Below are 25,557 nucleotides of genomic sequence, written 5' to 3'. Positions count from 1 at the left end.
CAACATGACGTTTCAGTTATCTTGTGTGGACAGCCCTGTGGCATTAGCCTCTTGTTAACGCCGCCTTAACGCAAAGGGAGCAATCCGTTAACCAGTTGCGGCCGCTGAACAGGTGGCTGATTCGCACGAGTTGGATTGAAAACGCTATGGCGATTACGGCGGACCAGGTACCTATCATCATGTCAGCCGGCGCGACGGCGCTGGGCCTGGCGGCGCTTTTGTGGGCCATGCGGGTGTCAGATGGCGCGCGCGGTGCAGCGCGAAAGTACAAGGACCGGTCTTCCGATCTTGAAACGACCCTTGCCGAGCATCGCTCCATTCTGGGCGCGCATCCGGGCGTTATTCTGGTCTGGCAGGGCGATGCGCTGGAAGCTGATGATGTCGAGATCACGCCGCCGGAACTTTACGGATCGCCCGTCGCGCTTGCAGGCCTGCTGAGCTTTACCGATGACGCGATCTCGCCCGACCCGGCTGTGCGTATCATTGAGGGGCTGGCTGACCTCGAAGCGCGCGATAGCTCCGGACAGGATACAACGTTGCGAATTCGCCTGCGTGAGCTGCGCGATACAGGACAGGCTTTTTCCCTGACCATTATTGGCCCGTCTGGTCGCTTTCTTGAGGCTGACGGACGTACGGCTGGTGCCCGCGCCGTGGTTTGGGTTACCGACACGACAATTAAGGGGCTGGAAGAAAGTTCCGCCCGCGGCAAGCTGGAAGAGGCGCGCCAGGTCATCGCGCGGGACCCTACAGCCTTCCTCGACATGCTGGGCAAGGCACCATTCCCTGCATGGCGTGTCTCTGGCATGGGCAAGCTGCAATGGGTCAACCCGGCCTATATCGAAGCCGTGGACGGCGTGAATCTTGATCGCGTCCTGGACCGTCAGTTGATGCTGGACCAGGCCTCTTCAGATCAGGCCCGCAAGACGATTTCCGAAGGCGCAGATATAGATGAAACGCGCCACATGATTATTGATGGCGAGCGCCGCGCGATGCGTGTGCTGACATTCCCGCTGTCCGGTGGGGCAGGGGCCATGGCCTTTGATGTCACCGAGCAGGAGAATGCTCGCGAGGAACTGAACCGCCATGTTCGCGCACATGATGAGACGCTGAACCATGTGGCAGATGCTGTCGCCATCTTTGGCGCAGACCGGAAGCTGACTTTCTACAACAAGGCCTTCCGCGACATGTGGGATCTGGATGAAAGCTTCCTTTTGGATCGCCCAAACCACGGTCAACTACTGGACCGTCTGCGCGAGCGCCGCAAATTGCCGGCTCGGACGAATTATGCCGAATGGCGCGCAGAAGAACTGTCCTACTATCTCGATATTGATGGCGTGAAGGAAGACACCTGGTCTCTTCCGGATGACCGCACACTGTCCGTCACGCGCCAGCGCCACCCGATGGGCGGCCTGCTTCTTCTGTTCAAGGACATTACCGGCGAGCTGGACCTCAAGACCAAATTCAACGCTATCGTGAAGACGCAGGCGTCTACGCTGGACAATCTGCATGAAGCGGTTGCCGTGTTCGGCGGTGACGGACGCCTCAAGCTGTTCAACAAGGCGTTTGAACAACTCTGGACTCTTGATCATGATCGACTGAAGGATCAGCCAGACTATGCGGATGTGATCGAGGAATGCGTGCCACTTTTCCACGATCTGGAAATCTGGGACAGCATCAAGGGACACATTACAGACCCTTCAGCGCGCGCGCGTCAGTCTACTACAGGTGAGATGCGTCGGTCAGATGGGTCTATTCTGACTTACCTGACGCATCCACTGCCGGATGGTAATACGTTGATTGCCTTTGCCGATGTCACCGCGACCCGCCGGGTGGAATCTGCCCTCCGCGACCGCGCGGAGGCTTTCGAGGCTGCTGACCGTCTGAAGACGGAGTTTGTCCGCAACGTATCCTACCAACTGCGCTCCCCTCTGACTGTGATCTTCGGCTATGCGGAATTGCTGGAAACACAGCGCAATGGTGACCTGACCGAGCGCCAGGCGGATTATGTCAGCGCGATCCTGTCTGCCTCCGATCACCTCTCCAAGCTGATCGAGAACATCCTTGATCTGGCGATGATTGAGGCCGGCCGTATGGATCTGGATCTCAAGGATGTCGATCTCCACCGCGTGATTGATGAGAGCATCGATATGGTCGTTTCCAAGGCGGAAGATACCGAGATTGCTGTGCGCGCAGACGTAAAGGGATCTCTTGGCGTAATCCGCGCTGATGAGCGACGCATACGTCAGGTATTGTTCAATTTGATCTCCAATTCCCTGCGCTTTACGGAGTCTGGTGGAGAGATCACCGTTTCTGCCCAGCGCGTCGGCGATATGGTTACCTTGTCTGTGCGTGATAATGGCCGGGGCCTTGAGGCCGATAAACGCGCGACCAGCTTTGATAGCTTCGTCTCAGGGGACCAGCGCGGCGCAGGACTGGGGCTGGCGCTTGTGAAGCATTTTGTGGACCTGCATGGCGGCACTGTGGGCATGCGACCGGTCGATGGCGGCGGTCTTGAAGTGACCTGCTGGTTGCCCGTTCAGGCGGCCCGGAATGTCCACAATCAGGAGCTTTTGCTGACTGAAGGCGTGCCTGCCTGATGATTGCGGACGTCGATTGCGGGCTGCTGTTTAGGAATTCTCACAAAGAAGTTTGCTGACAATCCGCCATCCCTTCCTACATGTTTGCAGTAAACGCAAAAGGAAGGACGCTCCACATGGCCGATGATACTTACACGCCCCCCAAGGTCTGGACCTGGGACAAGGGCAGCGGCGGTCGGTTTGCCAACATCAACCGCCCCATTGCCGGACCGACCCACGAGAAGGAACTTCCCGTCGGAAAGCATCCGCTTCAGCTCTATTCGCTGGGCACGCCAAACGGGGTGAAGGCCACGATCATGCTGGAGGAGCTGTTGGCAGCCGGGCATGAGGGCGCAGAATATGATGCATGGCTGATCAATATCGGGGAAGGGGATCAGTTTGGGTCTGGCTATGTAGAGCTGAACCCGAACTCCAAAATCCCGGTCATGTTCGACACGACCACCAAGACGCGCGTATTCGAGAGCGGCTCGATCCTGCTCTATTTGGCTGAGAAGTTTGGCGCCTTTCTGCCAACCGATCACAATAAGCGTACAGAGGCTTTGAACTGGCTGTTCTGGCAGATGGGCTCGGCGCCTTATCTCGGCGGGGGATTTGGCCACTTCTACGCCTATGCGCCTGAAAAGTTCGAATACCCGATCAACCGGTTTGCCATGGAAGTGAAGCGCCAGCTGGACGTTCTGGATCGCAATCTGGCAGACCGCGAATTCATGGCCGGGGATGAGTACACGATTGCGGACATGGCAATCTGGCCCTGGTATGGCGCACTGGTGAAGGGCGTTGTTTATGATGCAGGCGAGTTCCTGCAGGTCCAGGAATACACGAACGTCATCCGCTGGACAGACCAGCTTGCCCAGCGTGAGGCAGTCAAGCGTGGCCGTATGGTCAACCGCACATTTGGTGAGCCCTCATCCCAGCTGCACGAGCGTCATGATGCGAGTGATTTCGAAACCAGTACACAAGACAAGCTGGAGGATAACTCCTCCGACTAGCCCGTCTCAGGGCTTTTCAAATTTTAGAACATAACGGTCAGTATGCCGGCGGATGGAAGGATCGAACACGTTCAGGGTCCGGTCATCCGCCGGATTGGCTAACAGATCACTTTCCTCAACCAGTTCGAGTCCAGCATCTTCTGCCATCTGTATGAGGATAGCCTCAGCAAGCCGGTGCGTTTCGCCGCCAGTCGTTGCCGGGGCGCCTTCCGGGGCGTTGTGATCAATCACGACAAAGTGTCCGCCGTGTTTCAGCACGCGAGCTATTTCTGCAAAGGCTGTTTCCGGATCTCCCAAGTCGCCCGGTTCGGAACCTTCCGGCGTATACCAAAGCTCATGCGGCCCGAGTAGCCAGGTAACAAGGTCAGCTTGCTGATCACCAACAGGTTCCAGATCATCAAACGGCACCTTGATATGGGTGACATTCAGAAGCCGCCCATCCATGCGCTTTTCCACTGAGTCACCCAGGAAGGCGTCGAATGCGGGCGGGTTTTGTAGAAAGACGCGGCCTTCTTCCCCGACGACGCGGGAGAAAAGTTCTGTATACACGCCGCCACCAGCTTCCAAATCCACCACGGTCATGCCGGGCTGAACGCCTGTGAATTCCAGAACGTCACGAGACTTTCGGATCTCGTATTGCTCATAGTCGCCTTCAGGACGGTCATCTTTTACAAAGACGGATGCGTAGTCGTAGTTGGGCTCTACCACTTCCAGAGTCGTAGAATCTTCAGGTGCTGCATCATGGGCACAGCCAGCTAGCAATGCGGCGGACAGGGCCAGGAAGGCGACTTGTTTCATTGTTTCAACTCCCGTTTTCAGGGCCTTAGAGGCTCTGCAGCATTTTCTCGCTCATCTCCCAGAGACGCTCGGCTTTCTCATCATTACAGATCCAGGGGCGTGCATGCTCCCATCTCTGACTGTCTTCCGTTGCGAGTTGCGCGATGTCGCAATCCTCGCAATACACGCCGCCTTTGCCTTCCAGCTTGGGGGATGTGGCTGCCCACACGCTTGTCGAGGCACCCTGTTCGGGTGTCTTGAACATGGCCTGCACTTGCGGAGGGATGGTGCCATCCGGATTTTTCCAGCCCAAGGCCGCCATTTCCTCATCACTGAGATGGCGCTGAAGCGGCGTGAATATCCCGCCGGGATGGACAGAGAATGCACGAATGCCGATATCGCGTCCGCGACGGTCCACGCCGAGGGCAAACAGGGCGCACGCAGACTTTGACTGCCCGTAAGCCTCCCATTTGTCATAGGGATGGGACTCATAATTCGGGTCATCCCAGATCACATCAGAACGAATATGCGCGGTTGAGGAGAGGGCCACCAGCCGTCCTGCTTCAGCGCGTTCAAGGGCAGGGGCCAGAGCCATGCTCATCTTCATGTGGGCCAGATGGTTCACGCCGAACTGACGCTCCCAGCCGGGGCCGACCCGCGCCTCCGGGCAAGCCATGATGCCGGCATTGTTGATGAGAATGTCCAGCGCGCGGCCAGTCTCTTCGTAATCGGCTGTGAACTTGTCGACGCTTGAAATATCCTCAAGGTCCATGGCGGCAATTTCAATGTCGCCTGCAATGTCTGCGAGGGCCTCTTGAGCAGCGTCCATTCTCCTGGCAGGCACTGTGACGCGCGCGCCCGCGGCTGCGAGGGCTCTTACGGTTTCCAGGCCAATGCCTGAATAGCCACCGGTCACGATGGCATTCTTCCCTGAAAGATCAATATTCTCAAGGACTTCACTTGCCGTGGATTTGGCATGAAAGCCTGATCCGATCGGTTTCTGGTCTTCCTGTGCCATCTCCATCCCCTTCAGTGCTGACTATATTCAATAATCCGAGTGTGCCCTTCACTCGGCAAGCCCGCAAGTTCCACCTTACTGAAAGGTAAGTCGGTTGTCCGATGGACGGGGCCCGGCGCGCCACTTATATCAGATGCTTATCAAGGGAGATAATCCATGCGTATCGCAGCAACTGCATTGTCCATTCTGGTTCTGGCTGGTGCGGCTTTGCCGGCGGCGGCCCAGTACGGAGACGTAAAGAGGACCCAGGCAGAAATTGCGCTGGAAGAGGCAACGGCCAGCCTTGAAGGCAACCGGGTTGCGCGTAGTGACGCCATTACGGCATGTGCCGCGCGCGATTATGATGCCTGCTTTCGCTTGGGAGACATGTATCGGCGCGGCCTGGGTGGCCTGCAAGACTATGAAAAGGCTGCAGAAGTCTATCGCAAATCCTGCAATGGCAAGAATGGCGAAGGATGTGCCGGGTTGGCGTATCTGACCACGCATGGGCGCGGTGTCGATGCAGACCCGGCCAAGGCGCGTGTCCTGTATGAAAAGGCCTGCGACTATGGTGAGCTGAGCGGGTGCGCTGCTTACGGCAATATGTTGTACACGGGGCAGGGCGGCAGCAAGAATGTCGCGAAAGGCCAGCGTCTGCTGCAAGATGCCTGTGATCAGGACTATGAATGGGCCTGCGACCGGCTTACCGGGCTCGGCGCCTACCAGCCGGATGACGATACCTGGCAGCGTCTGAAGGACGCAAAGTCTCGCTACTGATTTTCGTTCATCGCAGCCAACCTGCGGGCGAGATTTGATCCAGGTAGCGGGCTGGAAGAACGTTGTGGCGCTAGGCTTTGCTGAGGGCTTTCCTGATCTGGGGAGGCCGTGTCTGAAGACAAATCCAGCCTTTGCTCTGGAAGAACCTCTGAGATTGTAAGGTCTGCCGTCAGCAGAGATCCTTCATCGACGCGGATGCTGCGCGCATGGACACTGCCGCGTACGTTTGAGCCCGTCCAGATTTCCATGGAGTCTGTCGCCAGCACACTCCCGTTCAGCTTGCCGTGCACAATTACGATGGCCGCATCGATGATACCTTCAATCATGCCCTGTGTTTCGATGATCACCATGCCATCGGATTTGATACGCCCTTTCAGGCTGCCAGCGACTGTTAGCGGACCGGAGAATTTGAAGTCTCCTTCCAGATGGCATTCTGCGGCAATAAAGCTGCCGTCTCCGGAACGCATCTGACGGCTGTTCTCAGCCCGGTCTTTCTCGATTTTAGCCATCACACGTTCTTTTCTTGTCTCAGTCCGGACCAACAGCATACCGCATCACTCTACGGGATGACAGGTCAGGCGCTTGATTTCATTGTTTTTATTAAGCCTTAAGCATAAGTGCCAGGCACGTATCCCATGCAAATGATGCAAGTTTCGGGCAATTTCTGCTCGCGTCCATGCCATAATTCAGTGTTGAAACAAGGCATGAAATGGATTTGCCTTCTGCTCTGTCTGTCGCTGCCCCTAATGGGGTGCGAGCGCTCCCCCAGCGTCTTGGGCGCGTCATCTACTGTCTTGCCGCCAGGCTATGTCGGGGTGGATTTGTCCCATCACAACGGACGGATCGATTGGGACCAGTTGGAAGCGGCCCCGGTTGATTTCATCTATTTGAAGGCGACGGAGGGCGGCGACTGGAAAGATCCGCGCTTTCTGGCGCATTGGCGTGAAGCGAAGGCGCGCGGCTGGCTGGTTGGAGGCTATCATTTCTATCGCTTGTGCCGCCCTGGCGAAGAGCAGGCACAGAACTTTATCCAGACCGTGGAAGTGAGACAGGGCACATTGCCGCCTGCCGTTGATCTTGAATACGCGCACAATTGTGAGCCCTATGGCTCGACTGAGGAGACCTTGGCGGATTTGGACCAGTTTCTCCTGAGCCTTGAGGCGGAATATGGTGTGCGCCCAGTTCTGTACACGACCAAGGAATTCCATGCGGACTGGCTGGCTGGTCGGTATGACACCTATCCGCTCTGGCTTCGGGCGCTGGGAGATGAGATTCCGGAAACGCGCGATCACCGCCAGGCTGATATCTGGCAATATACAATGTCTGCCCGTGTGCCTGGCATAGAGGGCAAGGTTGACATGAACAGAGTGCCGGGGGTGCGCGCAGATAATAAGTGAGTGTACTGATACTTATGAAAAAGCCCCGACCTTGCGGCCAGGGCTTTCACATGTGTCACAATAAATGCGTGACTAGTTGCGGGACTTGTCAACCAGACGGTCGTTCTGGGCCCAGTGCATCATGCCGCGCAGCTTTTCGCCGACTTCTTCGATCGGGTGGCTGTTCATGCGTTGGCGCATGGCGTTGAAGCCCGGTGCGCCGGCCTGGTTTTCCAGCACCCAGTTGCGGGCGAAGGTGCCGTTCTGGATGTCTTCCAGAACCTTCTTCATGTTTGCCTTGGCTTCGGAATCCACGATACGAGGACCGGAGACATATTCGCCATACTCGGCCGTGTTGGAGATCGAGTAGTTCATGTTGGCGATGCCGCCTTCATAGATCAGGTCCACGATCAGCTTTGTCTCGTGAAGGCACTCGAAATATGCCATTTCCGGCGCGTAGCCTGCTTCGACCAGCGTTTCGTAACCAGCTTTGATCAGCTCCACGATGCCGCCACAGAGAACAGCCTGCTCGCCGAACAGGTCGGTTTCGGTTTCTTCACGGAAGGAGGTTTCGATGACACCGGCGCGGGTGTTGCCGATGGCCTTGGAATAGGACAGGGCGACATCTTTTGCGGTGCCGGTTGCATCCTGGTGGATGGCGACGAGGCCCGGCAGGCCGAAGCCCATCTGATACTGCGCGCGCAGAGTGTGGCCGGGGCCTTTCGGCGCGGACAGGGATACGTCTACATCGGCACGCGGACGGATCAAATTGTAGTGTACGTTGAAGCCGTGGCCGAACATCAGGTGCTGGCCAGCGCGCAGGTGCGGTTCGATTTCGTTGGCGTACAGCACAGCCTGCTTTTCGTCCGGGATCAGGATCATGATCACGTCGGCCCATTGAGCGGCTTCTGCGGGCGTAACAACTTCCAGCCCTTCGGCCTCAGCCTTCTTGCGGCTTGGGGAGCCTTCATAGAGACCCACTTTCACATTCTTCACACCACTGTCGCGCATGTTCAGAATGTGGGCGTGGCCCTGGCTGCCATACCCGATGACGGCGACTTTCTTGCTCTGGATGAGGGAGAGATCCGCATCCTGTTCGTAATAGATTTTCATGGGCCTATCATTGCTCCGCTAGAGATATTGTTTGTGGGGGGAGGTTTTCCAAGTCAGTTGGTGTTGCAAACCCAACCATCTGAAAAATTGGCGACGCCGATTACGCTGCGATTGAGATCGGCAATTTTGTCCGTGGCATCGGCATGACGCGAAAAGTCACGTGTGCCTTCGACCGTTTCGATATGGGTGATGATGTCATGCGAAGAGAGCAGCAGCTCATAGCTGCGCGATCCATCTGCGTTGACGACCATTTTTTGCCGTTTGCCATAGGCCGGGATATCCGGTTCGGCCGCAAACAGAAGGGACAGCGCGGCCTTGTTGGCAACATTGTCCGGCAATTGGGCCTGAAGACGGCATGGCGGGACAGGCCTCGCGGTCTCATGCGTGCCGGGAACAGAGCGTGCGTCCAGCATCATCGTGCCGCCAACATCAGAAATGTCATAGACATAGGCCGTTCCGCTGGGGGACTGGGTGTCAACAATTGTGATGATAGGGGAGGGTGGCGTGCCGAAAATAACTTTCGCTCGCGCAGAGACCATCTGTGCCCGGTCAATGTCGCACTGAAGCTTTGCGTCATCACTGGAGGCATTCATGCGACAGCTTGCAGGCTGCTCCTCAAGAGCATGCGCAGCGCCGACCGTCAGCGCAAGACTGATAGCGAAGAGGGAGGCGAGTTTCATCCTTTCTCCTTCCCGCGCTTGATGGACAGAACACCTGTCCGGCTGACTTCCACAAGGCCAAGCGGACGCATCAGGTCTACAAATTGCGTAATCTTGTCAGACGCGCCCGTCAGCTCGAAAATGAAGCTCTCATTTGTCGTGTCTATCACATTCGCGCGGAAAATCTGAGAGATGCGTAGGGCTTCGACACGGGCTTCCCCTTTGCCGGCCACTTTCACCAAGGCCAGTTCGCGTTCGATGCCGCGTTTGGACTTTGTGATATCGATCACTTCACCCACCGGCACGAGGCGCAGCAGCTGGGCCTCGATCTGCTGCAGGATATGCGGTGTGCCCTGGGTGACGATGGTGATGCGGGACTGATGCTGGCTGGCGTCCACCTCGGCCACTGTCAGGCTGTCAATGTTATAGCCGCGGCCAGAGAACAGGCCGACGACACGAGCCAGGACACCCGGTTCGTTATCGACCATCACGGCCAGGGTACGGCGTTCGATTTCCTCATCTGCATGAGAGAGGAAATAGGCCGATTTCGGATTGCCTTGGGGCGCGTTGCCTGCTGATCCGTCGCTCATTGGCGTGTCTCCGTTTGTGCCTGTAGTGCCTGGCATCCTTCTATAGAAGGGCCGGGCTGGCGGGAAAGGGGGCTTGCCGTCTGCCTGCATGTGCGGCGGATGGCGTTTGTGTGTTGGCCGGGCAGGGGCAAGGCATGCGCCAGCAGGGCACGCGAGGGCGCGAAGACCTGTCCGCAAAATGCGGGCTGCCCCATGAAGATACTGTTCAGGCCCATCTTGGTCCTTACCTTACTTCCATACCCAACCGGCACTCTGCGGTGCCTTAGACCAGCTTCTTGCCAGCCTCTCCGATTTCGTTACCCACAATTTCGCCGAGGATCATCTCATTATGTGCAGAACCCGACGGGATCATGGGCAGGCAATTTTCGCCTTTCTCCACACAGCAATCGAACAGGACAGGGCCTGGATGGTCAATCATCTCGCGGATCTTGTCGTCAAGTTCGGCCGGATTGTCACAACGGATGCCATGTCCGCCTAGCGCTTCGGCAAGTTTTACGAAATCCGGCAGGCTTTCTGAATAGGAATGCGAATAGCGCTCGCCGTGCAGCAATTCCTGCCATTGGCGCACCATGCCCATCCATTCATTGTTCAGGATAAACACTTTCACCGGCAGGCGATGCTGAATGGCGGTTGAGAACTCCTGCATCACCATCTGGATAGAGGCTTCCCCGGCGATGTCGATGACAAGGCCATCCGGGTGCGCGGCCTGAACGCCGACAGCTGCCGGCAGGCCGTAACCCATCGTGCCCAGTCCACCGGAGGTCATCCAGTGGTGCGGCTCTTCAAAATGATAGAATTGCGCGGCCCACATCTGGTGCTGGCCTACTTCGGTGGTGATGTAGGTCTCGCGATCCTTGGTCAGCTCGTACAGGCGCTCAACCGCGTATTGCGGTTTGATCACCTCATCAGAGCCCGTATAGGCAAAGCATTGGCGCGCGCGCCAGATGTCGATTTCCTGCTTCCAGCCGGACATGTCCTGCAGCTTCGCCTTGCGGGCTTTCAGCTCTTTGATGATCGCGGCCAACGCCTCGGCGCAGTCAGAGATAATCGGTATGTCCACGCGAACGATCTTGTTCACGGAGGAGGGGTCGATATCGATGTGCACCTTCTTTGAGGTTGGAGAGAAGGCGTCCACCCGGCCCGTTACGCGGTCATCAAAGCGCGCGCCGACACACAGCATCAGGTCGCAATCATGCATCGCATTATTGGCTTCGAAGCTACCATGCATGCCCACCATGCCCAGCCAGTCGGGGTGCGACGCCGGGAAGGCGCCCAACCCCATCAGGGTTGAGGTGACGGGAATGCCAGTCAGGTCTTGCAGCTCTCGCAGCAGTTTTGATGCTTCCGGACCGGAATTGATCACGCCGCCGCCGGTGTAGAAGACAGGTCGGCGCGCCTGCAGCATCAGATCCACCGTTGCGGCAATCGCATCCGGATGCGGGGATGTCTGTGGGTGATAGGTTGGCTTGTGAATGCCTTTCTTGCCGACATAGGTGCCGGTCGCGAACTGAACGTCCTTCGGAACGTCGATCACGACGGGGCCTGGGCGGCCGGACCGTGCGATCAGGAAGGCCTCATGAATTGTACGGGCCAGCTCATCGACATCCGTCACCAGGTAATTGTGCTTTGAACAGGCGCGGGTGATGCCGGTTGTGTCGCATTCCTGGAAGGCATCGGTGCCAATCAGATGCGTTGGCACTTGTCCGGTGATCACGACCATGGGGATGGAATCCAGCATCGCGTCGGCGATCGGTGTCACCATATTGGTCGCGCCAGGGCCGGAGGTCACCAGGCACACGCCTGGCTTTCCGGTGGTGCGGGCATAGCCTTCGGCAGCGTGCCCGGCGCCTTGTTCATGGCGCACCAGAACGTGGCGGATATCGCTCGCCGAATAAAGGGCATCATAGATCGGTAGAACCGCCCCGCCGGGATAGCCGAACATGACTTCCACACCTTGCTCGCGAAGGGCTTCAATGACGATCTCTGCACCTGTCATGGTGCGGGCGTCAGCTTCGGGCTTGGTCTGTGTCTCTGTGGTCATGTCTCTGGTCTCTGTTGGGGGCGATTTCTGGTCTGTAGCGGAAAAGAAAAAGGGCCCCCGATGGAGACCCTTATGTGCGCGCACCCGCAACTGGCTTTCTCAAGCCAGTCACGGGTGCCTAATAACGAGTACCTCTGCGATGCGCACGTAACGTTTCCTCCAACGTTGGGGGTTAGGAATAATCTGCCTCAACGGGCCTGTCAATCTCTCTATAGAGGGCAAGAATAACCCTCATGCGCTCCTCCAGCTCAGGTGAAGGTATGCGCGGCCAGAAGGGAAATTGACGCCCAATCCACGTGAATTGGCGCTTTGCGTAGCGTCTTGTGTCGCGTTTGGCGTTTTCTGCGGCAAATTCTGCCGTTATCTCTCCCCGTGCGAAAGCTGCAAGCCACGGCATTCCATGTGCTTTCATTGCAGGAAGTTCGGGGTCGAGGTTGCGTTCAATCAACTTCCGGGCCTCTTCCATAGCCCCTTGCATCAGCATGCCTTCAAAGCGGCGGTCTATCTTCTGATAGAGTTTTGCGCGGGGCGGGGTCAGCGCAAAGCCAATCCATTCGCCATCCTGCAAGACAGGGGGCTGGCGGTCTTTCTGGAAATCCGTGATGGGCCTGCCGGTGGCGAGATAGACTTCATAGGCCCGGGCCAGGCGCTGGCGGTCTCCTGTTCCCAGGCGTTCGGCGGTCTCGGCATCCACAGGGGCCAGTCTTTCGCGCAGACCCTCAGCGCCTTCTGTCTCGGCAATCATGCGGACGTCAGCGCGTACGTCTTCCGGAACAGGGGGGATGTTGGACAGGCCTTGCGTCAGGGCCAGCAGGTAAAGCCCCGTGCCCCCCACAAGGATCGCCCGCTTGCCGCTGAGTTCCATTTTGCGGATCGTGGCGCGTGCCTCTTCAAGCCATTCGCCGGTGGAATAGCGCTCTGCTGCATCAACATGACCGAACAAATGATGCTGAACGCCGTCCATCTCTTCCTCCGTAGGACGGGCAGAGATGACCTGCAGGTCCCGGTAGACCTGCATGGAGTCGGCATTGATGACTTCACCGCCCAGACGCTTGGCCACTTCGATGGCGAGGGCCGTCTTGCCGCTGGCTGTCGGGCCGTGAATGAGGATGGCTGGTTTCATGATACTAGACGTAAGGGCTTGTCATGGGAGAGGAAACCCGTGATGAGGCGGGAATGACTGAGAAATTGGAAACCTCGATGATACTTGTTGGCGCGGCCAAGGCCTCTCCGCAAGAGATTGGCGTCATGCTGGCTGCAGCGGCAGGGGCATCTGGCCTTGCAGTTCCCCCGAATATCATGCGCTCGCTTGGCGAGGGGGAGGGCATTGCCGGCGCGGAGATTCCGTTTGAGCCTGTAAGCGCAGAAATAAAAGCCGACATTCTGGCCAATCTGGCCAAGCAGAACGTGGACGCAGCACTCGTGCCGGCAGACAATCGTCGCAAGCGGCTTCTGATCTCGGATATGGATTCCACCATTATTGGGCAGGAATGCCTCGATGAGCTCGCTGACTTTGCAGGCCTGAAGGCGGAAGTCTCTGCCATCACGGAACGGGCCATGCGAGGTGAGCTGGATTTTGAAGGCGCGCTGACAACCCGCGTCGGCATGCTGAAGGGGCTCGCGCTCACGGCGCTGCAACAGGCCTATGAAGCGCGGATCACGCTGAACCCCGGCGCAAAGACGCTGGTGCACACGATGAAAACGCATGGGGCGATGACTGTGCTCGTGTCAGGCGGTTTCACCTTCTTTACGCAGCGGGTAGCAGAGGCTTCCGGTTTCTCTGCCCATCGGGGCAACACGCTGATAGATGATGGCAGCGCGCTGACAGGGGAGGTGGGCTATCCCATTCTTGGGCGGGAGGCGAAACTATCGGCACTGGATGAGTTCGCGTCCAATGCCGGGCTTGAGCGCCAAGATGCGTTGGCGCTGGGCGATGGCGCGAATGATCTTGCCATGATCAAGGCCGCCGGCCTCGGCATTGCCTACAAGGCAAAGCCCATTGTGGCGTCAGAGGCCCATGCCGCGATTGCACACACAGACCTGCGTGCTGCGCTCTTTTTCCAAGGTTACACCGCAAACGAGTTCGTCGAGGAATAGACTGGCCACATTCCGCTCTTGCGAGCCTTGCAAGATCAGGAATTGGTGAGGTCAATCGAGATGAACTGATCGAACCAGCCCGCATCGCCGCGGCGCTTCACGCGCAGCAGCAGGGGCTGGCGCGGCGTGGTCATGGCCTGTTCCACTTTTTCAATCGTGTCCGTCACGGTCGCGACACGTTCGAAATTGACCTCGACCAGTACGTCGCCTCTGCGCAGCTTTCCAAAGGAGCGCCCACGCGCGGAGACTGTGGTAACTACGACGCCTTCGACATCCTTGGGAATGCCATAGCGGCGGCGGACATCATCATCCAGGCTGGAAAGCTCCGCGCCAAGATCGTTTGAGCTAGCAGGGGCGTCCAGAGCTGCATTGGCCCCTGCGGGCGTTTCTTCGTCTTCCAGCTCCCCCAGCGTGACATTGACCGTGCGGGCCTTGCCATCGCGCACCAGCGATACCGGCACCGTCTTGCCGATGGCGGTTTCATTGATCAGGCGGGTCAGCTCACGCACGCTGGTTACCGGTTTGCCGCCGAAGCGCAGCACAAGGTCGCCAACTTCAATATTGGATTTCTCGGCCGGCCCATCGTCGGTGATGCGGGTGATGATAACGCCGCCCTTGCCAGTCGCTTTGTAGGCTTTGACCAGGTTTTCATCCGCATCCTGTACATTGACACCCAGCCAGGCACGGCGCACGCGGCCTTCCTTGATCAACTGGTCTGAAATGCGTTTCACAAGATTGGAGGGCACGGAAAAGCCGATGCCGACAGACCCGCCAGTCGGGGAGATGATCGCCGTGTTCACGCCGACCACTTCGCCGCCCAGATTGAACAGCGGGCCGCCAGAGTTGCCACGGTTGATGGCAGCGTCGGTCTGGATGAAATCATCCGAACGCCCGGCATTCAGGTCCCGGTTGCGGGCAGAAATGATGCCAGCGGACACCGAGCCGCCAAAGCCGAACGGGTTGCCGATGGCGATTACCCAATCCCCAACTTCCGCCTTGTCACTGTCTGCCAGATCGACATGGGGCAGGGGTGTGGAGGATTTAACCTTCAGCACGGCCAGATCGGTATCCCGGTCCCGGCCGACAAGTTCTGCTTTCAGGACACGGCCATCCGCAAAATTGATGTCGATCTCGTCAGCATTCTCGATGACGTGATTATTGGTAATGATGTAGCCGTCAGCCGAAATCACAAAGCCGGAGCCAAGCGAGCCTTCGCGGCGAAAGCCGTCTTCGTCGCGGCCGAAGAACTCATTGAAGCGCTCCATGGGGGAGCCTTCCGGAAAGCTCGGCATCCCTTCCGGGGCAATTGTCTGCGACGTCGAAATATTGACGACAGCTGGCATCAGGCGGCGCGACAGATCGCGAAAACTTTGCGGCTGAACCTTCTGGTCAATACCGTCCACAGCCTCTGAAAGACTCTCCTGCGCAACAACGGGCATCGCCATCGTTGCCGAAGAGATCAGGATAATGGCAGCAAGGGCCGGTATTCGCATGGGCTGCCGAGCCTCCTTTCGAAGCGCGTAATCGAATTGTCGTAACAAACTATGGCGCTTTGCGGGCGTGTTGCAACCGCTTCACAGCCACCGAACTGCAATGACGATAAGGATTGCGCCAATTGCGGCCGAGCCGATGCCCGCAAGAGCGATCTCCCGGCCTGGCATGCGCGTGAGGAAGGCCGCCATCCTGCGCATGAATTCAGGGGCGACCGCGTAGATCGCCCCCTCAATGAAGAACCACATGCCAATCCCGATCAGGATCAGTTTCAGCGTCATGGCCGGTCCGCTCCGGACTTAACCGCCATTCTTGCGGGCGCTATTGATAAACTCATCGCAGATGCCCAGCCCGTCAGGACCCACGACCATGCGGGTGCCCTTCTGGAGGGATTTTTCACACGCAATCAGCGCCCTCTGGAAACGGAAGAACTCCGGATCGCGATTATAGGCCTGAGCATAGATTTCGGTGGATTTGGCATCGCCTTCACCGCGGATCTTTTCTGCCTGTTCACGGGCCTGGGCTTCCAGAACGGTTTTTTCCCGTTCCGCCTGGGCGCGGATCAGACGGGCTCGCTCTTCGCCCTCGGCGCGGATGCGCTGCGCTTCCTGCTTACGGGCCGTCTGCATCCGGCTATAGACGCCATCAGCCACTTCATGCGGCAGGTCTGCCTGACGGATGCGAACATCAATGATGTCGATGCCGTCATCGACCAGTCCGGCATTCACCTTCTCGCGAATTCGATCCATCAGCTGGGCACGTTGACCGGAGATGATCTCCGGCACTCGAACGTCACCAAGCTCTTCACGGATCGTGGAGGTGGTAATCCGCATCAGCTGGGCACTGGCAGCTTTTTCTGTCCGGAAGCGCTGATAGAATTTCAGTGGGTCCTTGATCCGCCAGCGGACAAAGGCATCCACCGTCAGGCGGCGTTGGTCCGAGGCCAGAACCTCAATGTTTTCGATATCGAGACCAAGGTTCTTCTTGTCGAGAATCTCGACCTGCTGAATTACCGGGATCTTGAGGTAAAGACCGGCTTCATCTGTGCCGGGTGCGTTGCGGACCTCTTTCGGTTCGCCGACCTGAAGGACAAGAGCCTGCTGATCCTGGCGGACAACATAGAAGGAGTTCACGGCAACCAGGATCACGATCCCGGCAATTACAAGCGTTAGCCATCCGAATGCACGCATCAGTTCTGCCCTCCGCGATTGCTGGATTGAACGGAGTCGAGCGGAAGATACGGAACTGCACCGGACTCACTGTCCAGGATCAGCTTGTCTGACCGCTCAAGTACACGTTCCATGGTTTCGAGATACATGCGTTCCCGCGTCACGCGCGGTGCCTTGCGATACTCTTCATAGATCTGCTCAAAGCGAGAGGCTTCACCTTGCGCATCGGCGACGATCTGGTCGCGATAGCCTTCAGCTTCCTGCAACAGGCGCTGCGCCGTACCGCGAGCTTGAGGCACCACTTCATTGGCGTACTGGGTCGCCTGGTTGATGTTCGTTTCGGCGTCCTGTTCCGCCACGTTCACATCGTTGAAAGCCTCGATCACCTGTTGCGGTGGGTCGGATTTGTCGATCTGAACGTTCAGGATGTCGATGCCGGCATTGTAGAAGTTCAGCAGGCTCTGGGTCTGCTCTTTCACTTCCTGTTGCACGACGTCACGCTCAGTCGTGATCACGTTTTGCAGCAGCGACTTGCCGACCACTTCGCGCATCACGGATTCAGAGACCATCTCGACTGCCTCGCGCGGGTCCTTGACGTTCAGAATGTAGTTCTGCGGCGCGTCGGATTTCACTTTCCAGAAGACTGAGAACTGAATGTCGACGATGTTTTCGTCCTGCGTCAGCATCAGGCTTTCTTCCATGGTCTGTCCAATGCGGGTTTCTTCCCGGCGTTCGGTATTGACCAATTGGTGCTCCTCAAACGGGGCAGGCAGGTGGAAATGCAGGCCGGGCCCGAAATTCGTCTGCCACTTGCCGAAGCGGAAGACTGAGGCCTGCTGGCCCGGGTCTACCATCACCACGCTAGTGGAAAGCCAGGCGAGCAGTGCGATGCCGGCAATGACGAGGAAGCCGAGCGGGCCGAAATTGGCTCCGCCTCCGCCTCCGCCGCCACGTCGGCGACCGCCGCCTCCGCCACGCTTGCGGAAGCGCTCCTGCATGCGGCGCATCTGTTCTTCCAGATCCTTGCCGCCCCCATTGCCAGAGCCACCAGGACGGTTCCAGGGGGAGCCGCCATCCTTGCCGCCTCCGCCATTCTCTCCGTCCCCGCCGCCCCATGGGCCGCTGGATTTAGTTTTATCATCCCAGGGCATGTGCCCTCCCTGTGTTACTTTGGATGGGTTCTATATAGGTGCTTTGATGATAAGTGCATGCCTGTTCATGGGCATCAAGAGCTATGGGGTCGCAGAAGGTGTTTGGATCTAAGGAAAAAGCCCGCCGGAAACTGGCTGATAAGGTCGCGGAAAGCCTGGGTCAGCCGGCCTGGCTGGAATCGGTTTCAGTGGACGCGGAGGGCCGGACCATTCTGGTTATTCTGGCAGACCCGGCATCCCCTGAAGCGGCCGAGGCCCGGCGTATCGAGGCAGAGGGCAAGGCGGAACTGGTCTCCGGGGTGAAATCCGTCACCACGGTCCTGACAGCTGAGCGCGCGAGTACGCCTCCGCCTGCAGGTGACAAGGAGATCGGCCTGACCCCTGCGCCCAAACGTGTGCGCAAGGGTGCGCGGCTGTCCGATGAGGCCATGCAGCAGGGCGCGCCTGCTGCTAATGCTGCAAAAAGCTCCATTCCCGGTATTTCCCGCATTCTTGTCGTGGCCAGTGCCAAGGGCGGGGTGGGCAAGTCCACCGTTTCGGTCAATTTGGCGGCTGCGATGGCCAAGGTGGGGATGAAAGTGGGGCTGATGGATGCTGACATTTATGGCCCCTCCATCCCGACCATGCTGGGCACCCAAGACGCAGAGCCCGAAACAAATCCCGAAACGGGGCGTCTCCAGCCGGTCGAGGCGCACGGGCTGAAGACGCTCTCCATCGGTTATCTGTCAGACCCCGATGCCCCAATGATCTGGCGCGGTCCGATTGTGATGTCGGCAATCACGCAGATGCTGAATGATGCCGATTGGGGTACGCCGGAAGACCCGCTTGACGTGTTGATCATTGATACCCCGCCAGGCACAGGCGATGCGCAGCTGACCATCGCGCAAAAAGTGCCGGTCACCGCCGCTCTGATCGTGACTACGCCGCAGGAAGTCGCTCTAGCAGATGTCCGCCGCGGCGCCGCCATGTTCACAAAGACGGCCGTTCCGGTTCTGGGCCTGGTTGAGACCATGAGCTGGTTTGAAGACCCCGCTGGCAACCGCCACTATCTGATGGGGCAGGGCGGCGGCGCAGCAACTGCGTCCGCGCTGGGCCTGCCATTGCTGGCTCAGATGCCTATGTTGCAAGCCATTCGCGAAGGTGGGGACGCGGGCAAGCCTGCGTCGCTCGTGGATGACACGGCAGGCAAGCTGTTTCACGAACTCGCCCGCCGTGTTGCTGTAGAGCTGGACACGCTGGTTTCAAAGCCAGCCCCCGAAATCGTGTTCGAGGACTGACCGTTTAAGTCAGGTCAGGCGTTGAAGTTCAGCTTCAGGCCTGGCTCCGGCCAGCGGCATTTCACGAGATGTCCGGTGCTGGAAAGGGTGAGATAGGCATCGCGCATATCCGCCCCGCCAAATGCGATATTGGTCACGACCAGGTCCGGGAAAGCGGTGTGGCTGTGCTCGCCCTCCGGCGTAATCGTCGTGATACCGCCATTGAAGATGGTGGCAACGCAGACATTGCCTGCTGCCGTCATGGCAAGGCTGTCAAAATATTGCAGGCCCGGCATGGTCGCGACGACCCGTCCGCCATTGAAGGGGGAGGCGGGGGTGATGACGCCAGGGCTTTCCAGATCAAAAGCCCACATCCGCCCGGTCAGGGTGTCTGCCATGTAAACTGTCTGCTCATCAGGCGAGAGGCCGACGCCATTTGGACTGGTATAGTGAAAGTCCAGCTCCTTGGCTTCTGACGCGCCTTTGGCCAGGTAGAACAGACCCCCCATATCCCGGTGACGGTCATAGGTCTTTCCATGGTCCGTGAAGTAGAGATTACCCTCCTTGTCGAACACCAGATCATTCGGGCCTTTCAGTGGGTGGCCCTCAACGGTGTCGAGCACGCGCTCCACCTTGCCGGTTGAAAGATCGACCCGTTCGATCCGGCCGCCATCATAATCCTCCGGACAATTGCCGGGGATCAGCAGGCCGTCCATCTCATGATAAATGAAGCCGCCATTGTTGCAGATCCAGAGGGCCCCATCGGGGCCGATGGCCAGGCCGTTCGGGCCGCCGCCTGGCGTTGCAATCACTTCCTTCTTGTCGTCGCCCCAGCAGCGGGTGATGCATTTCTTCTCGATCTCGACAACGATGATGCTGCCGTCTTCCATGACGACAGGACCTTCGGGAAAGCGCAGACCGCTCGCGACAATGTCATATTCCATGATGGGGGGCTCCTCCTGATATTTTTCAGAAGGCTAGGCCTCACGGCAGAAAGCGGCAATGCGTGTCCTAACGTGAAGCGTAGGCGTGCACGCGGTCCATCTGGCGGATCGTGAAGGCAAAGTCGTCGCCATCACCGGCTTCGAAACGCTCAGCGGATGTTTCTTCCCACTCACCGGGATCGAGCGGCGGGAAATGGGCGTCGCCTTCAGGCTCTGCCTCGACATCGGTCAGGTAGAGCCTGTCTGCCAGCGGCAAGCCCAGCCGGTAAATGGCTTCGCCGCCAATCAGAAAAACCTTGTCGGCTCCCTCGCGGGTCGCAACCGCGCGGGCAGAATTCACCGCTGCCGGAAAGCTGGAATATACCCGCGCGCCATCAGCCGCATACGCCCAGTCACGCGTCATCACGATGTTCTCTCGGCCTTTCAGCGGCTTGAAGGGCAGGCTTTCCCATGTCTTGCGGCCCATCAGGATCGGGCAGCCGAGCGTGACTTTCTTGAAAAAAGCGAGATCTGATTTGAGGCGCCAGGGCAGTTGGCCTTGTGAGCCGATAACACCATTCTGCGCGCGCGCAGCAATCAGGCAAAGCTTCACGGAACGGGGCATATAACTTCCAGTCTTCTTGCGTCGTCAGTGAAGAAGGGTATGCATTCCCTTCAACTTTGTTCCGGACATGCTGAGCCGGGTTTCGCGGTTTATTGCAACCGGTGTGCAACATTTCTACCGTCAAAAAAGACAGTCTTGTCAGGGGAACACGTGATGGGCCAACTGGTGAACATTCTGACCAACGGGAACCCCGGACAGTTCCCGCTCGCCTTTATTGCGTTGGCTTTGACCTTCACGGCCATCTGGATGCTGCAGGGACGCGGATGGGCGCTGGTCTATGTCGCACTGATCCCGTTCCTGAACTGGTCGTTCGGAGTCATTCCGGAATTTCAAGTGGTCGAGCCGACAGGACACGGCATGTTTGGCAGCGGTGTCTCACTACATCCCATGACCATGGTCACAGGAATGGTTTTTGTCGTGCGGGATTTCGTCCAGCGAGAGATGGGCCACCGCGTCCTTCTGGTCATGGCGATGGCCGTAGCATGGTCGTTCTATTATGCGTGGCCGGTCATTGCGCTGGCCAGCGGCGTCGCCTTTGCGATTTCCGAGGGTGTGGACTGGCTGCTCTTTACCTTCTCGAAATACCGCCTGTCCACGCGTATCCTTCTGTCCAGCGCGCTTGCCGCGCCGGTCGATACGACCGTCTTCCTCTATGGCGCTGATCTGGCCAAGCAGATTGAGCTTGGCGCCGCGCCGGGCAATTCGTTGCACTTCTGGAACTGGATCGTGTTCGTCATCGGCAAGATGGTCGGCGCGGTGATCGTCTCCGCCATTATCCGGCGGCGCGAGGATCTGGGGCTGACGAATCCGGCAGACGCCTAACGTCTGCCCATCCGGTCACATCCTTATTGTTTACTCCCATTTGTGTGATCATCTGATCAATCATCAGAGGAGGCATCAGTATGGCAGACGGCAAAAAGGATTATACCGCGATCACGAGTGCCATAAGTGAGGGCATTTCGGGGCTTCGGGGGACTGGCGCGAAAGAGACGCTGAACCAGTTCAACACCATGGCCAAGGCCGCCCTTGCGGACGGTGCACTGGACAGCAAGACCAAGGAACTCATCGCGCTTGCCATAGGTGTTGCAAAACAGTGCGATGGCTGCATCGGCTTCCATACAAAGGCCTTGAAGCGCCTCGGCGCAAGCGATGAGGAAGTTGCCGAAACACTCGCCATGACGGTTTATATGGGCGGTGGTCCGTCCTTGATGTATGCGGGGGATGCTTGGTCGGCCTGGTTGGCGCTGAAAGACAGCTAGGCGCGCGGTCAGACCGCAACGGGGGCCTTGATATGGGCATGGGGCTCATAGCCTTCGACCGTGAAGTCTTCATACTCCCAGCCGAACAGGTCTGTCTTTTCCGGGTTCATCACCATGCGAGGCAGGGGGCGCGGCTCCCGGCTGAGCTGCAGCTCAGCCTGCTCGACATGGTTCAGATAGAGATGCGCATCGCCGAATGTGTGCACGAACTCGCCCGGCTCCAGCCCGGTCGCGCGGGCCATCATCATGGTCAGCAGGGCATAGGAGGCAATGTTGAACGGCACGCCGAGGAAGATGTCAGCTGAACGCTGGTAAAGCTGGCAGTTCAGCTTGCCGTCCATGACATTGAACTGGAACAGGCAGTGGCACGGCGGCAGCGCCATCTCATTCACATCTGCCGGGTTCCAGGCAGAGACGACCAGACGGCGGGAATTCGGATTGGTGCGGATCTCGTCAAGCACCCACTGGATCTGGTCAATCACACGGCCATCTGGCGCGGCCCAGCTGCGCCATTGCTTGCCATAGACGGGACCAAGATCACCATTCTCGTCGGCCCATTCATCCCAGATCGAGACCTTGTTGTCCTTCAGGTATTTGATGTTGGTGTCGCCCTTCAGGAACCAGAGCAGTTCGATGATGATCGAGCGCAGGTGGAGCTTCTTGGTCGTCACCATGGGGAAGCCGTCTGCCAGGTCAAACCGCATCTGGCGGCCGAACACGGCACGGGTTCCCGTCCCGGTCCTGTCAGACCGTTCGTGACCGTTCTCAAGGATGTCTCTCAGGAGATCCAGATATTGCTTCATGTCGGCCTCGGTCAGGGAACTGATTCTATGCACCAGAATATCACGAAAGCCCGCTTATGGGGCAAGTGAGACAGCTGGAACTGGTCAAACATGGTAAACAGGGCATTGCATCCGGCAAGCCATTTCGCCTGTGCGTATGAAGTCTGCAGAAAGCCATCTGACGGACAATCAGGCCCGGGGCTTATACCGGCAGGGGCTTGAAAAGCGTGACAAAATCAACCGGACATCTGGTCAGGCGGTTTGCCGGGAATGCGGACGGAAATCTCGCCCTGCTCGGGGCATTTCTAATGATCGCCATCATGTCTGTCGTTGGCCTGGCCATCGATTTCGAGTTCACCATCCGACAGAAAGAACGCGTCCAGCATTCAGTGGACTCTGCCGTGCTGGCCGGGGCGCTTTCCCGTCAGCGGGGGGAGGCGGATGATCTCGTTATCGCGGATGTCCGGAAATACGCCGCCAGCCTCATCGAAACGGCAGGCGGCGGGCTCAGCTGTACGCCGCTCGTCGTTACCTTTGATGAGGTGAGTGAAGACATTCACGGTCGCACAGTCTGCACGCAGCCCACCTTCATTTCTCAGATCATGGGACAGGACGATATGTCGTTCAGCGTCTCATCCACCTCCACCTTTTCTGTCGGCAAGGTGGATGTTGCCTTTGTCTTCGACGTGTCAGGATCAATGAATAGCGACAACCGGCTGAGCCTCCTCAAATCCGCGGCCGAGGTCGCGTTTGATGAGTTGCTGCCGGATGACGAGGTACGCGACGGCACAGTGCGCCTTGGCATCGTTACCTACAATAATGCCGTGAATGCGGGCTCATATTTCAATGCCGTCACCCGCAGCGTGACCATCCCGGCGGATACGTCCAACAGCAATGGGTTCAGCAATTACAATAATTACAATGGCGCGCGAATGTACGACCAAGCGACCGGCAAGCGCTTCATGTATTACGAAACCGGCACCTGTCTGGAATACTATCCGTCAAATTGCGATCAAAATGGCGACTATGACTGGGATGTCGCTCGCTGGTATTGGGAAAATTCCTCCGCTACCGACACGTGCGTCTATGAACGCACCGGCACCTATGCTGACAGCGATGTGCCGCCCGGTGTGTCTGCCTGGATTGGCGCAGGTAATCCGCGATGGAATTTCTACGATAGCGATCGTGACAAGTATCGCGGGGAGAACGAAATCGAGAATGGAGGTGCAAATGGCTCCACCGGGGCGCTCGATTTCTATTACGCCCAGTGCCGCAATACCGGTCCGGTGCCCCTCACCGAGAACAAGGACGCCCTGAAAGCCCATGTGCAAAGCATGACAGCAAACGGTGGCACAGCCGGACATTTGGGTGTTGCCTGGGGTTGGTATCTCATTTCGCCCAACTGGGCCTCCGTCTGGCCCGTCGACTCCAAGCCCTGGAAGTATGACGAAGTGAATGCCACCAAAGTGGTTATTCTGATGACGGATGGTGACTTCAACGCAAACCACCCGACCGCGGGCAAGAGCTCTTTCCGGCAGGCCATGGATTTGTGCGATGCGATGAAGGCTGAGCCCTACAATGTCGAGATTTATACAGTCGGCTTTCAGGTGCCGAGTTATGTACAGACAACCTCCGACGGGCGTACCATCCTGCAATACTGCGCCAGCAGCGCCTCCTACGCATTTGATGCGTCGAATGGGGATGAGCTGAAGGATGTCTACAAGAAGATCGCCCAGTCGATCTCGGATTTGCGGATCAAGAACTAGTCATCGACAGAGGCTTTACCGTCTTCAACGCGTACTTTCTGTGCGCGGTCTCCAAAGGCTTCAAACAGGAAGGCCTCCGTGCCGGTCAGCCAGGCCTGACCGCCAAGCGCGGTTAACTCGTCGAACAGGGCGGCGCGGCGGTTTGCATCAAGATGCGCCGCTGCCTCATCCAGCAAGAGAAGGGGAGACGGGCCTTCCCCGCCGGCTCGCAGGGCTGAAGCGCTTGCCAGGATCAGGCCGATCAACAGCGCTTTCTGTTGCCCTGTGGAGGCGTCCTTTGCCGGCGCGCCGGTCGGGCGGTGGATGACGGCCAAATCCGTTCGGTGCGGACCATCAATCGTTCGGCCAGCGGCAATATCGCGTCGCCGCGTGGTGCGGAAAGTTTCAGTCAGGCTTTCAAAGATGCTCTTGAAATCATCGCCGCGTATTGCAGCGATTTCCGCGCTACCTTCCAATGAGAGGTCGGCCTTGGGGAAATGGCCTTCGGGCCGTGTCTCGATCGCGGCCTGCAGGGCTTCCAGCACATAGGCGCGGTTGATTGCCATCTCCGCGCCAGCTTCGGCCATGCGGGCCTCGATGGCATCGGCCCAGGCTGGGTCTACATGGCCGCGCTCCAGCAGGGCATTGCGCTCACGCATCGCCTTCTCGTAGCGGCTGGCGGCGGTGCCATGTGTCGGCATGTGAGACATCACCTGACGATCAAAGAAGCGTCGCCGGTCTGAAGCGCTACCGCGAAACACACCGTCCATGGACGGCGTCAGCCAGACGATGCGGATAAGTTCCGCCAGATCAGAGGCTGTGGCCGGCGCGCCATCAATCCGCACATTGCGTTTGGCGCTGGGGCCACTGTCGAGCCCCACGCCAATTTTCTGCTCACTGAGCATCGTGGCGGATACCGCCCAGCCGCCTGGCGCATCCTTGCGCGTCATTTCCTGCAGGGTGGCAGAGCGCAGGCCGCGGCCCGGGCCAAGCTGGCTGACGGCTTCCAGAAGATTGGTCTTGCCCGCGCCATTTGCGCCATACATGCAGACATGGCGCCCATCCAGCGGCAGGGCCAGCGACGCATAATTGCGGAAATTCGTCAGGGTCAGCCGGGTTAGCGCAGTCATCTTTTCAGCGGGC

25 protein-coding genes are annotated in these 25,557 nt (G+C 58.2%); 9 read left to right on the top strand and 16 right to left on the bottom strand.

Going from position 1 to position 25,557, the window contains the following annotated elements; genetic code table 11:
• The first annotated feature begins 146 nt into the window (after positions 1 to 146).
• On the top strand, positions 147 to 2,597 hold the full coding sequence (locus HY29_RS02790) for a sensor histidine kinase (protein WP_241765118.1): 2,451 nt from the start codon (positions 147 to 149) through the stop codon (positions 2,595 to 2,597).
• Between the two features lie 116 nt (positions 2,598 to 2,713).
• Positions 2,714 to 3,586: a glutathione-dependent disulfide-bond oxidoreductase gene (yghU, locus tag HY29_RS02785; protein WP_034791767.1), complete on the top strand. Its 873-nt coding sequence runs from the start codon at positions 2,714 to 2,716 to the stop codon at positions 3,584 to 3,586.
• A gap of 6 nt (positions 3,587 to 3,592) precedes the next feature.
• Here the strand turns inward: yghU and HY29_RS02780 are convergent, their stop codons facing one another.
• Together HY29_RS02780 and HY29_RS02775 are read right to left on the bottom strand one after the other, a co-directional pair.
• Complete coding sequence (locus tag HY29_RS02780) at positions 3,593 to 4,384, bottom strand: class I SAM-dependent methyltransferase (protein WP_051601069.1); 792 nt, start codon at positions 4,382 to 4,384, stop codon at positions 3,593 to 3,595.
• 25 nt (positions 4,385 to 4,409) lie between these two features.
• Positions 4,410 to 5,381: an oxidoreductase gene (locus HY29_RS02775; RefSeq protein ID WP_034791994.1), complete on the bottom strand. Its 972-nt coding sequence runs from the start codon at positions 5,379 to 5,381 to the stop codon at positions 4,410 to 4,412.
• 156 nt (positions 5,382 to 5,537) lie between these two features.
• Here HY29_RS02775 and HY29_RS18220 point away from each other — a divergent pair, with 156 nt between their 5' ends.
• Positions 5,538 to 6,137, top strand: coding sequence for a tetratricopeptide repeat protein (locus tag HY29_RS18220; protein WP_051601068.1), 600 nt, complete (start codon positions 5,538 to 5,540; stop codon positions 6,135 to 6,137).
• Here the strand turns inward: HY29_RS18220 and HY29_RS02765 are convergent.
• A complete protein-coding gene (locus HY29_RS02765) occupies positions 6,131 to 6,646 on the bottom strand; it encodes a bactofilin family protein (RefSeq protein WP_034791765.1) in 516 nt (171 codons plus the stop codon). The genes HY29_RS18220 and HY29_RS02765 overlap by 7 nt on opposite strands.
• Before the next feature lie 195 nt (positions 6,647 to 6,841).
• Here HY29_RS02765 and HY29_RS02760 point away from each other — a divergent pair, with 195 nt between their 5' ends.
• Positions 6,842 to 7,534 (top strand): GH25 family lysozyme, encoded by a 693-nt coding sequence (locus HY29_RS02760; protein WP_051601067.1) that lies wholly within the window; start codon positions 6,842 to 6,844, stop codon positions 7,532 to 7,534.
• A gap of 72 nt (positions 7,535 to 7,606) precedes the next feature.
• Here HY29_RS02760 and ilvC read toward each other — a convergent pair whose 3' ends face one another.
• The 5 genes from ilvC to miaA all read right to left on the bottom strand — a co-directional run bounded on the left by ilvC (position 7,607) and on the right by miaA (position 13,039).
• The gene (ilvC, locus tag HY29_RS02755; RefSeq protein ID WP_034791763.1) at positions 7,607 to 8,626 is read right to left on the bottom strand and encodes a ketol-acid reductoisomerase; all 1,020 of its coding nucleotides are present in this window, start codon (positions 8,624 to 8,626) and stop codon (positions 7,607 to 7,609) included.
• A 53-nt stretch (positions 8,627 to 8,679) separates the two neighbouring features.
• Positions 8,680 to 9,306, bottom strand: coding sequence for a hypothetical protein (locus HY29_RS02750; RefSeq protein WP_034791760.1), 627 nt, complete (start codon positions 9,304 to 9,306; stop codon positions 8,680 to 8,682).
• Positions 9,303 to 9,875 carry an acetolactate synthase small subunit gene (gene ilvN, locus HY29_RS02745; protein ID WP_034791722.1) on the bottom strand — a complete coding sequence of 191 codons (573 nt, stop codon included), beginning with the start codon at positions 9,873 to 9,875 and terminating at the stop codon, positions 9,303 to 9,305. Before ilvN ends, HY29_RS02750 begins: the two co-directional genes overlap by 4 nt.
• A 262-nt stretch (positions 9,876 to 10,137) precedes the next feature.
• The gene (locus HY29_RS02740) at positions 10,138 to 11,916 is read right to left on the bottom strand and encodes an acetolactate synthase 3 large subunit (RefSeq protein WP_034791721.1); all 1,779 of its coding nucleotides are present in this window, start codon (positions 11,914 to 11,916) and stop codon (positions 10,138 to 10,140) included.
• Between the two features lie 172 nt (positions 11,917 to 12,088).
• Positions 12,089 to 13,039 carry a tRNA (adenosine(37)-N6)-dimethylallyltransferase MiaA gene (gene miaA, locus HY29_RS02735; RefSeq protein WP_034791720.1) on the bottom strand — a complete coding sequence of 317 codons (951 nt, stop codon included), beginning with the start codon at positions 13,037 to 13,039 and terminating at the stop codon, positions 12,089 to 12,091.
• Between the two features lie 53 nt (positions 13,040 to 13,092).
• Between miaA and serB the strand changes: the two genes are divergently transcribed.
• A complete protein-coding gene (serB, locus tag HY29_RS02730) occupies positions 13,093 to 14,013 on the top strand; it encodes a phosphoserine phosphatase SerB (protein ID WP_081811204.1) in 921 nt (306 codons plus the stop codon).
• 35 nt (positions 14,014 to 14,048) lie between these two features.
• Here serB and HY29_RS02725 read toward each other — a convergent pair whose 3' ends face one another.
• From HY29_RS02725 to hflK, 4 genes are all read right to left on the bottom strand, one after another.
• Complete coding sequence (locus tag HY29_RS02725) at positions 14,049 to 15,506, bottom strand: Do family serine endopeptidase (protein WP_034791719.1); 1,458 nt, start codon at positions 15,504 to 15,506, stop codon at positions 14,049 to 14,051.
• 81 nt (positions 15,507 to 15,587) lie between these two features.
• Positions 15,588 to 15,785 (bottom strand): DUF2065 family protein, encoded by a 198-nt coding sequence (locus HY29_RS02720; RefSeq protein ID WP_034791717.1) that lies wholly within the window; start codon positions 15,783 to 15,785, stop codon positions 15,588 to 15,590.
• A gap of 18 nt (positions 15,786 to 15,803) precedes the next feature.
• Positions 15,804 to 16,694, bottom strand: a complete 891-nt coding sequence (hflC, locus tag HY29_RS02715; protein ID WP_034791715.1) for a protease modulator HflC — start codon at positions 16,692 to 16,694, stop codon at positions 15,804 to 15,806.
• On the bottom strand, positions 16,694 to 17,824 hold the full coding sequence (gene hflK / locus HY29_RS02710; RefSeq protein ID WP_034791713.1) for an FtsH protease activity modulator HflK: 1,131 nt from the start codon (positions 17,822 to 17,824) through the stop codon (positions 16,694 to 16,696). Before hflK ends, hflC begins: the two co-directional genes overlap by 1 nt.
• Before the next feature lie 83 nt (positions 17,825 to 17,907).
• Here hflK and HY29_RS02705 point away from each other — a divergent pair, with 83 nt between their 5' ends.
• Complete coding sequence (locus HY29_RS02705; RefSeq protein ID WP_241765117.1) at positions 17,908 to 19,101, top strand: Mrp/NBP35 family ATP-binding protein; 1,194 nt, start codon at positions 17,908 to 17,910, stop codon at positions 19,099 to 19,101.
• Between the two features lie 14 nt (positions 19,102 to 19,115).
• On the opposite strand, the gene HY29_RS02700 is transcribed toward HY29_RS02705, so the two are convergent.
• Together HY29_RS02700 and HY29_RS02695 are read right to left on the bottom strand one after the other, a co-directional pair.
• Entirely contained in the window at positions 19,116 to 20,024 is a 909-nt protein-coding gene (locus HY29_RS02700) for an SMP-30/gluconolactonase/LRE family protein (protein ID WP_034791711.1), read from the bottom strand.
• Between the two features lie 67 nt (positions 20,025 to 20,091).
• Positions 20,092 to 20,628, bottom strand: coding sequence for a dihydrofolate reductase (locus HY29_RS02695; RefSeq protein WP_034791709.1), 537 nt, complete (start codon positions 20,626 to 20,628; stop codon positions 20,092 to 20,094).
• 153 nt (positions 20,629 to 20,781) lie between these two features.
• On the opposite strand from HY29_RS02695, the gene HY29_RS02690 reads away from it, so the two are divergent.
• A complete protein-coding gene (locus HY29_RS02690) occupies positions 20,782 to 21,450 on the top strand; it encodes a hypothetical protein (RefSeq protein WP_034791707.1) in 669 nt (222 codons plus the stop codon).
• 80 nt (positions 21,451 to 21,530) lie between these two features.
• Positions 21,531 to 21,887, top strand: coding sequence for a carboxymuconolactone decarboxylase family protein (locus HY29_RS02685; protein WP_034791705.1), 357 nt, complete (start codon positions 21,531 to 21,533; stop codon positions 21,885 to 21,887).
• Positions 21,888 to 21,895: 8 nt separating this feature from the next.
• Here the strand turns inward: HY29_RS02685 and HY29_RS02680 are convergent, their stop codons facing one another.
• Positions 21,896 to 22,690 carry a thymidylate synthase gene (locus HY29_RS02680; RefSeq protein WP_034791703.1) on the bottom strand — a complete coding sequence of 265 codons (795 nt, stop codon included), beginning with the start codon at positions 22,688 to 22,690 and terminating at the stop codon, positions 21,896 to 21,898.
• A gap of 206 nt (positions 22,691 to 22,896) precedes the next feature.
• Between HY29_RS02680 and HY29_RS02675 the strand changes: the two genes are divergently transcribed.
• Positions 22,897 to 24,435, top strand: coding sequence for a TadE/TadG family type IV pilus assembly protein (locus HY29_RS02675; RefSeq protein ID WP_155838185.1), 1,539 nt, complete (start codon positions 22,897 to 22,899; stop codon positions 24,433 to 24,435).
• Here the strand turns inward: HY29_RS02675 and recF are convergent.
• Complete coding sequence (gene recF, locus HY29_RS02670) at positions 24,432 to 25,544, bottom strand: DNA replication/repair protein RecF (protein WP_034791699.1); 1,113 nt, start codon at positions 25,542 to 25,544, stop codon at positions 24,432 to 24,434. The genes HY29_RS02675 and recF overlap by 4 nt on opposite strands.
• Between the last annotated feature and the right edge of the window lie 13 nt (positions 25,545 to 25,557).

The organism is Hyphomonas beringensis (genome assembly GCF_000682755.1).
Taxonomy (GTDB): domain Bacteria; phylum Pseudomonadota; class Alphaproteobacteria; order Caulobacterales; family Hyphomonadaceae; genus Hyphomonas; species Hyphomonas beringensis.
This window is presented reverse-complemented; position numbering and strand designations above follow the sequence as displayed.

Bases quoted from the DNA above. Each gene is read 5' to 3' on its own strand.
- HY29_RS02790 (WP_241765118.1), top strand. From the start codon at position 147: ATGGCGATTACGGCGGACCAGGTACCTATCATCATGTCAGCCGGCGCG.
- yghU (WP_034791767.1), top strand. From the start codon at position 2,714: ATGGCCGATGATACTTACACGCCCCCCAAGGTCTGGACCTGGGACAAG.
- HY29_RS02780 (WP_051601069.1), bottom strand. From the start codon at position 4,384: ATGAAACAAGTCGCCTTCCTGGCCCTGTCCGCCGCATTGCTAGCTGGC.
- HY29_RS02775 (WP_034791994.1), bottom strand. From the start codon at position 5,381: ATGGCACAGGAAGACCAGAAACCGATCGGATCAGGCTTTCATGCCAAA.
- HY29_RS18220 (WP_051601068.1), top strand. From the start codon at position 5,538: ATGCGTATCGCAGCAACTGCATTGTCCATTCTGGTTCTGGCTGGTGCG.
- HY29_RS02765 (WP_034791765.1), bottom strand. From the start codon at position 6,646: ATGGCTAAAATCGAGAAAGACCGGGCTGAGAACAGCCGTCAGATGCGT.
- HY29_RS02760 (WP_051601067.1), top strand. From the start codon at position 6,842: ATGAAATGGATTTGCCTTCTGCTCTGTCTGTCGCTGCCCCTAATGGGG.
- ilvC (WP_034791763.1), bottom strand. From the start codon at position 8,626: ATGAAAATCTATTACGAACAGGATGCGGATCTCTCCCTCATCCAGAGC.
- HY29_RS02750 (WP_034791760.1), bottom strand. From the start codon at position 9,306: ATGAAACTCGCCTCCCTCTTCGCTATCAGTCTTGCGCTGACGGTCGGC.
- ilvN (WP_034791722.1), bottom strand. From the start codon at position 9,875: ATGAGCGACGGATCAGCAGGCAACGCGCCCCAAGGCAATCCGAAATCG.
- HY29_RS02740 (WP_034791721.1), bottom strand. From the start codon at position 11,916: ATGACCACAGAGACACAGACCAAGCCCGAAGCTGACGCCCGCACCATG.
- miaA (WP_034791720.1), bottom strand. From the start codon at position 13,039: ATGAAACCAGCCATCCTCATTCACGGCCCGACAGCCAGCGGCAAGACG.
- serB (WP_081811204.1), top strand. From the start codon at position 13,093: ATGACTGAGAAATTGGAAACCTCGATGATACTTGTTGGCGCGGCCAAG.
- HY29_RS02725 (WP_034791719.1), bottom strand. From the start codon at position 15,506: ATGCGAATACCGGCCCTTGCTGCCATTATCCTGATCTCTTCGGCAACG.
- HY29_RS02720 (WP_034791717.1), bottom strand. From the start codon at position 15,785: ATGACGCTGAAACTGATCCTGATCGGGATTGGCATGTGGTTCTTCATT.
- hflC (WP_034791715.1), bottom strand. From the start codon at position 16,694: ATGCGTGCATTCGGATGGCTAACGCTTGTAATTGCCGGGATCGTGATC.
- hflK (WP_034791713.1), bottom strand. From the start codon at position 17,824: ATGCCCTGGGATGATAAAACTAAATCCAGCGGCCCATGGGGCGGCGGG.
- HY29_RS02705 (WP_241765117.1), top strand. From the start codon at position 17,908: ATGGGGTCGCAGAAGGTGTTTGGATCTAAGGAAAAAGCCCGCCGGAAA.
- HY29_RS02700 (WP_034791711.1), bottom strand. From the start codon at position 20,024: ATGGAATATGACATTGTCGCGAGCGGTCTGCGCTTTCCCGAAGGTCCT.
- HY29_RS02695 (WP_034791709.1), bottom strand. From the start codon at position 20,628: ATGCCCCGTTCCGTGAAGCTTTGCCTGATTGCTGCGCGCGCGCAGAAT.
- HY29_RS02690 (WP_034791707.1), top strand. From the start codon at position 20,782: ATGGGCCAACTGGTGAACATTCTGACCAACGGGAACCCCGGACAGTTC.
- HY29_RS02685 (WP_034791705.1), top strand. From the start codon at position 21,531: ATGGCAGACGGCAAAAAGGATTATACCGCGATCACGAGTGCCATAAGT.
- HY29_RS02680 (WP_034791703.1), bottom strand. From the start codon at position 22,690: ATGAAGCAATATCTGGATCTCCTGAGAGACATCCTTGAGAACGGTCAC.
- recF (WP_034791699.1), bottom strand. From the start codon at position 25,544: ATGACTGCGCTAACCCGGCTGACCCTGACGAATTTCCGCAATTATGCG.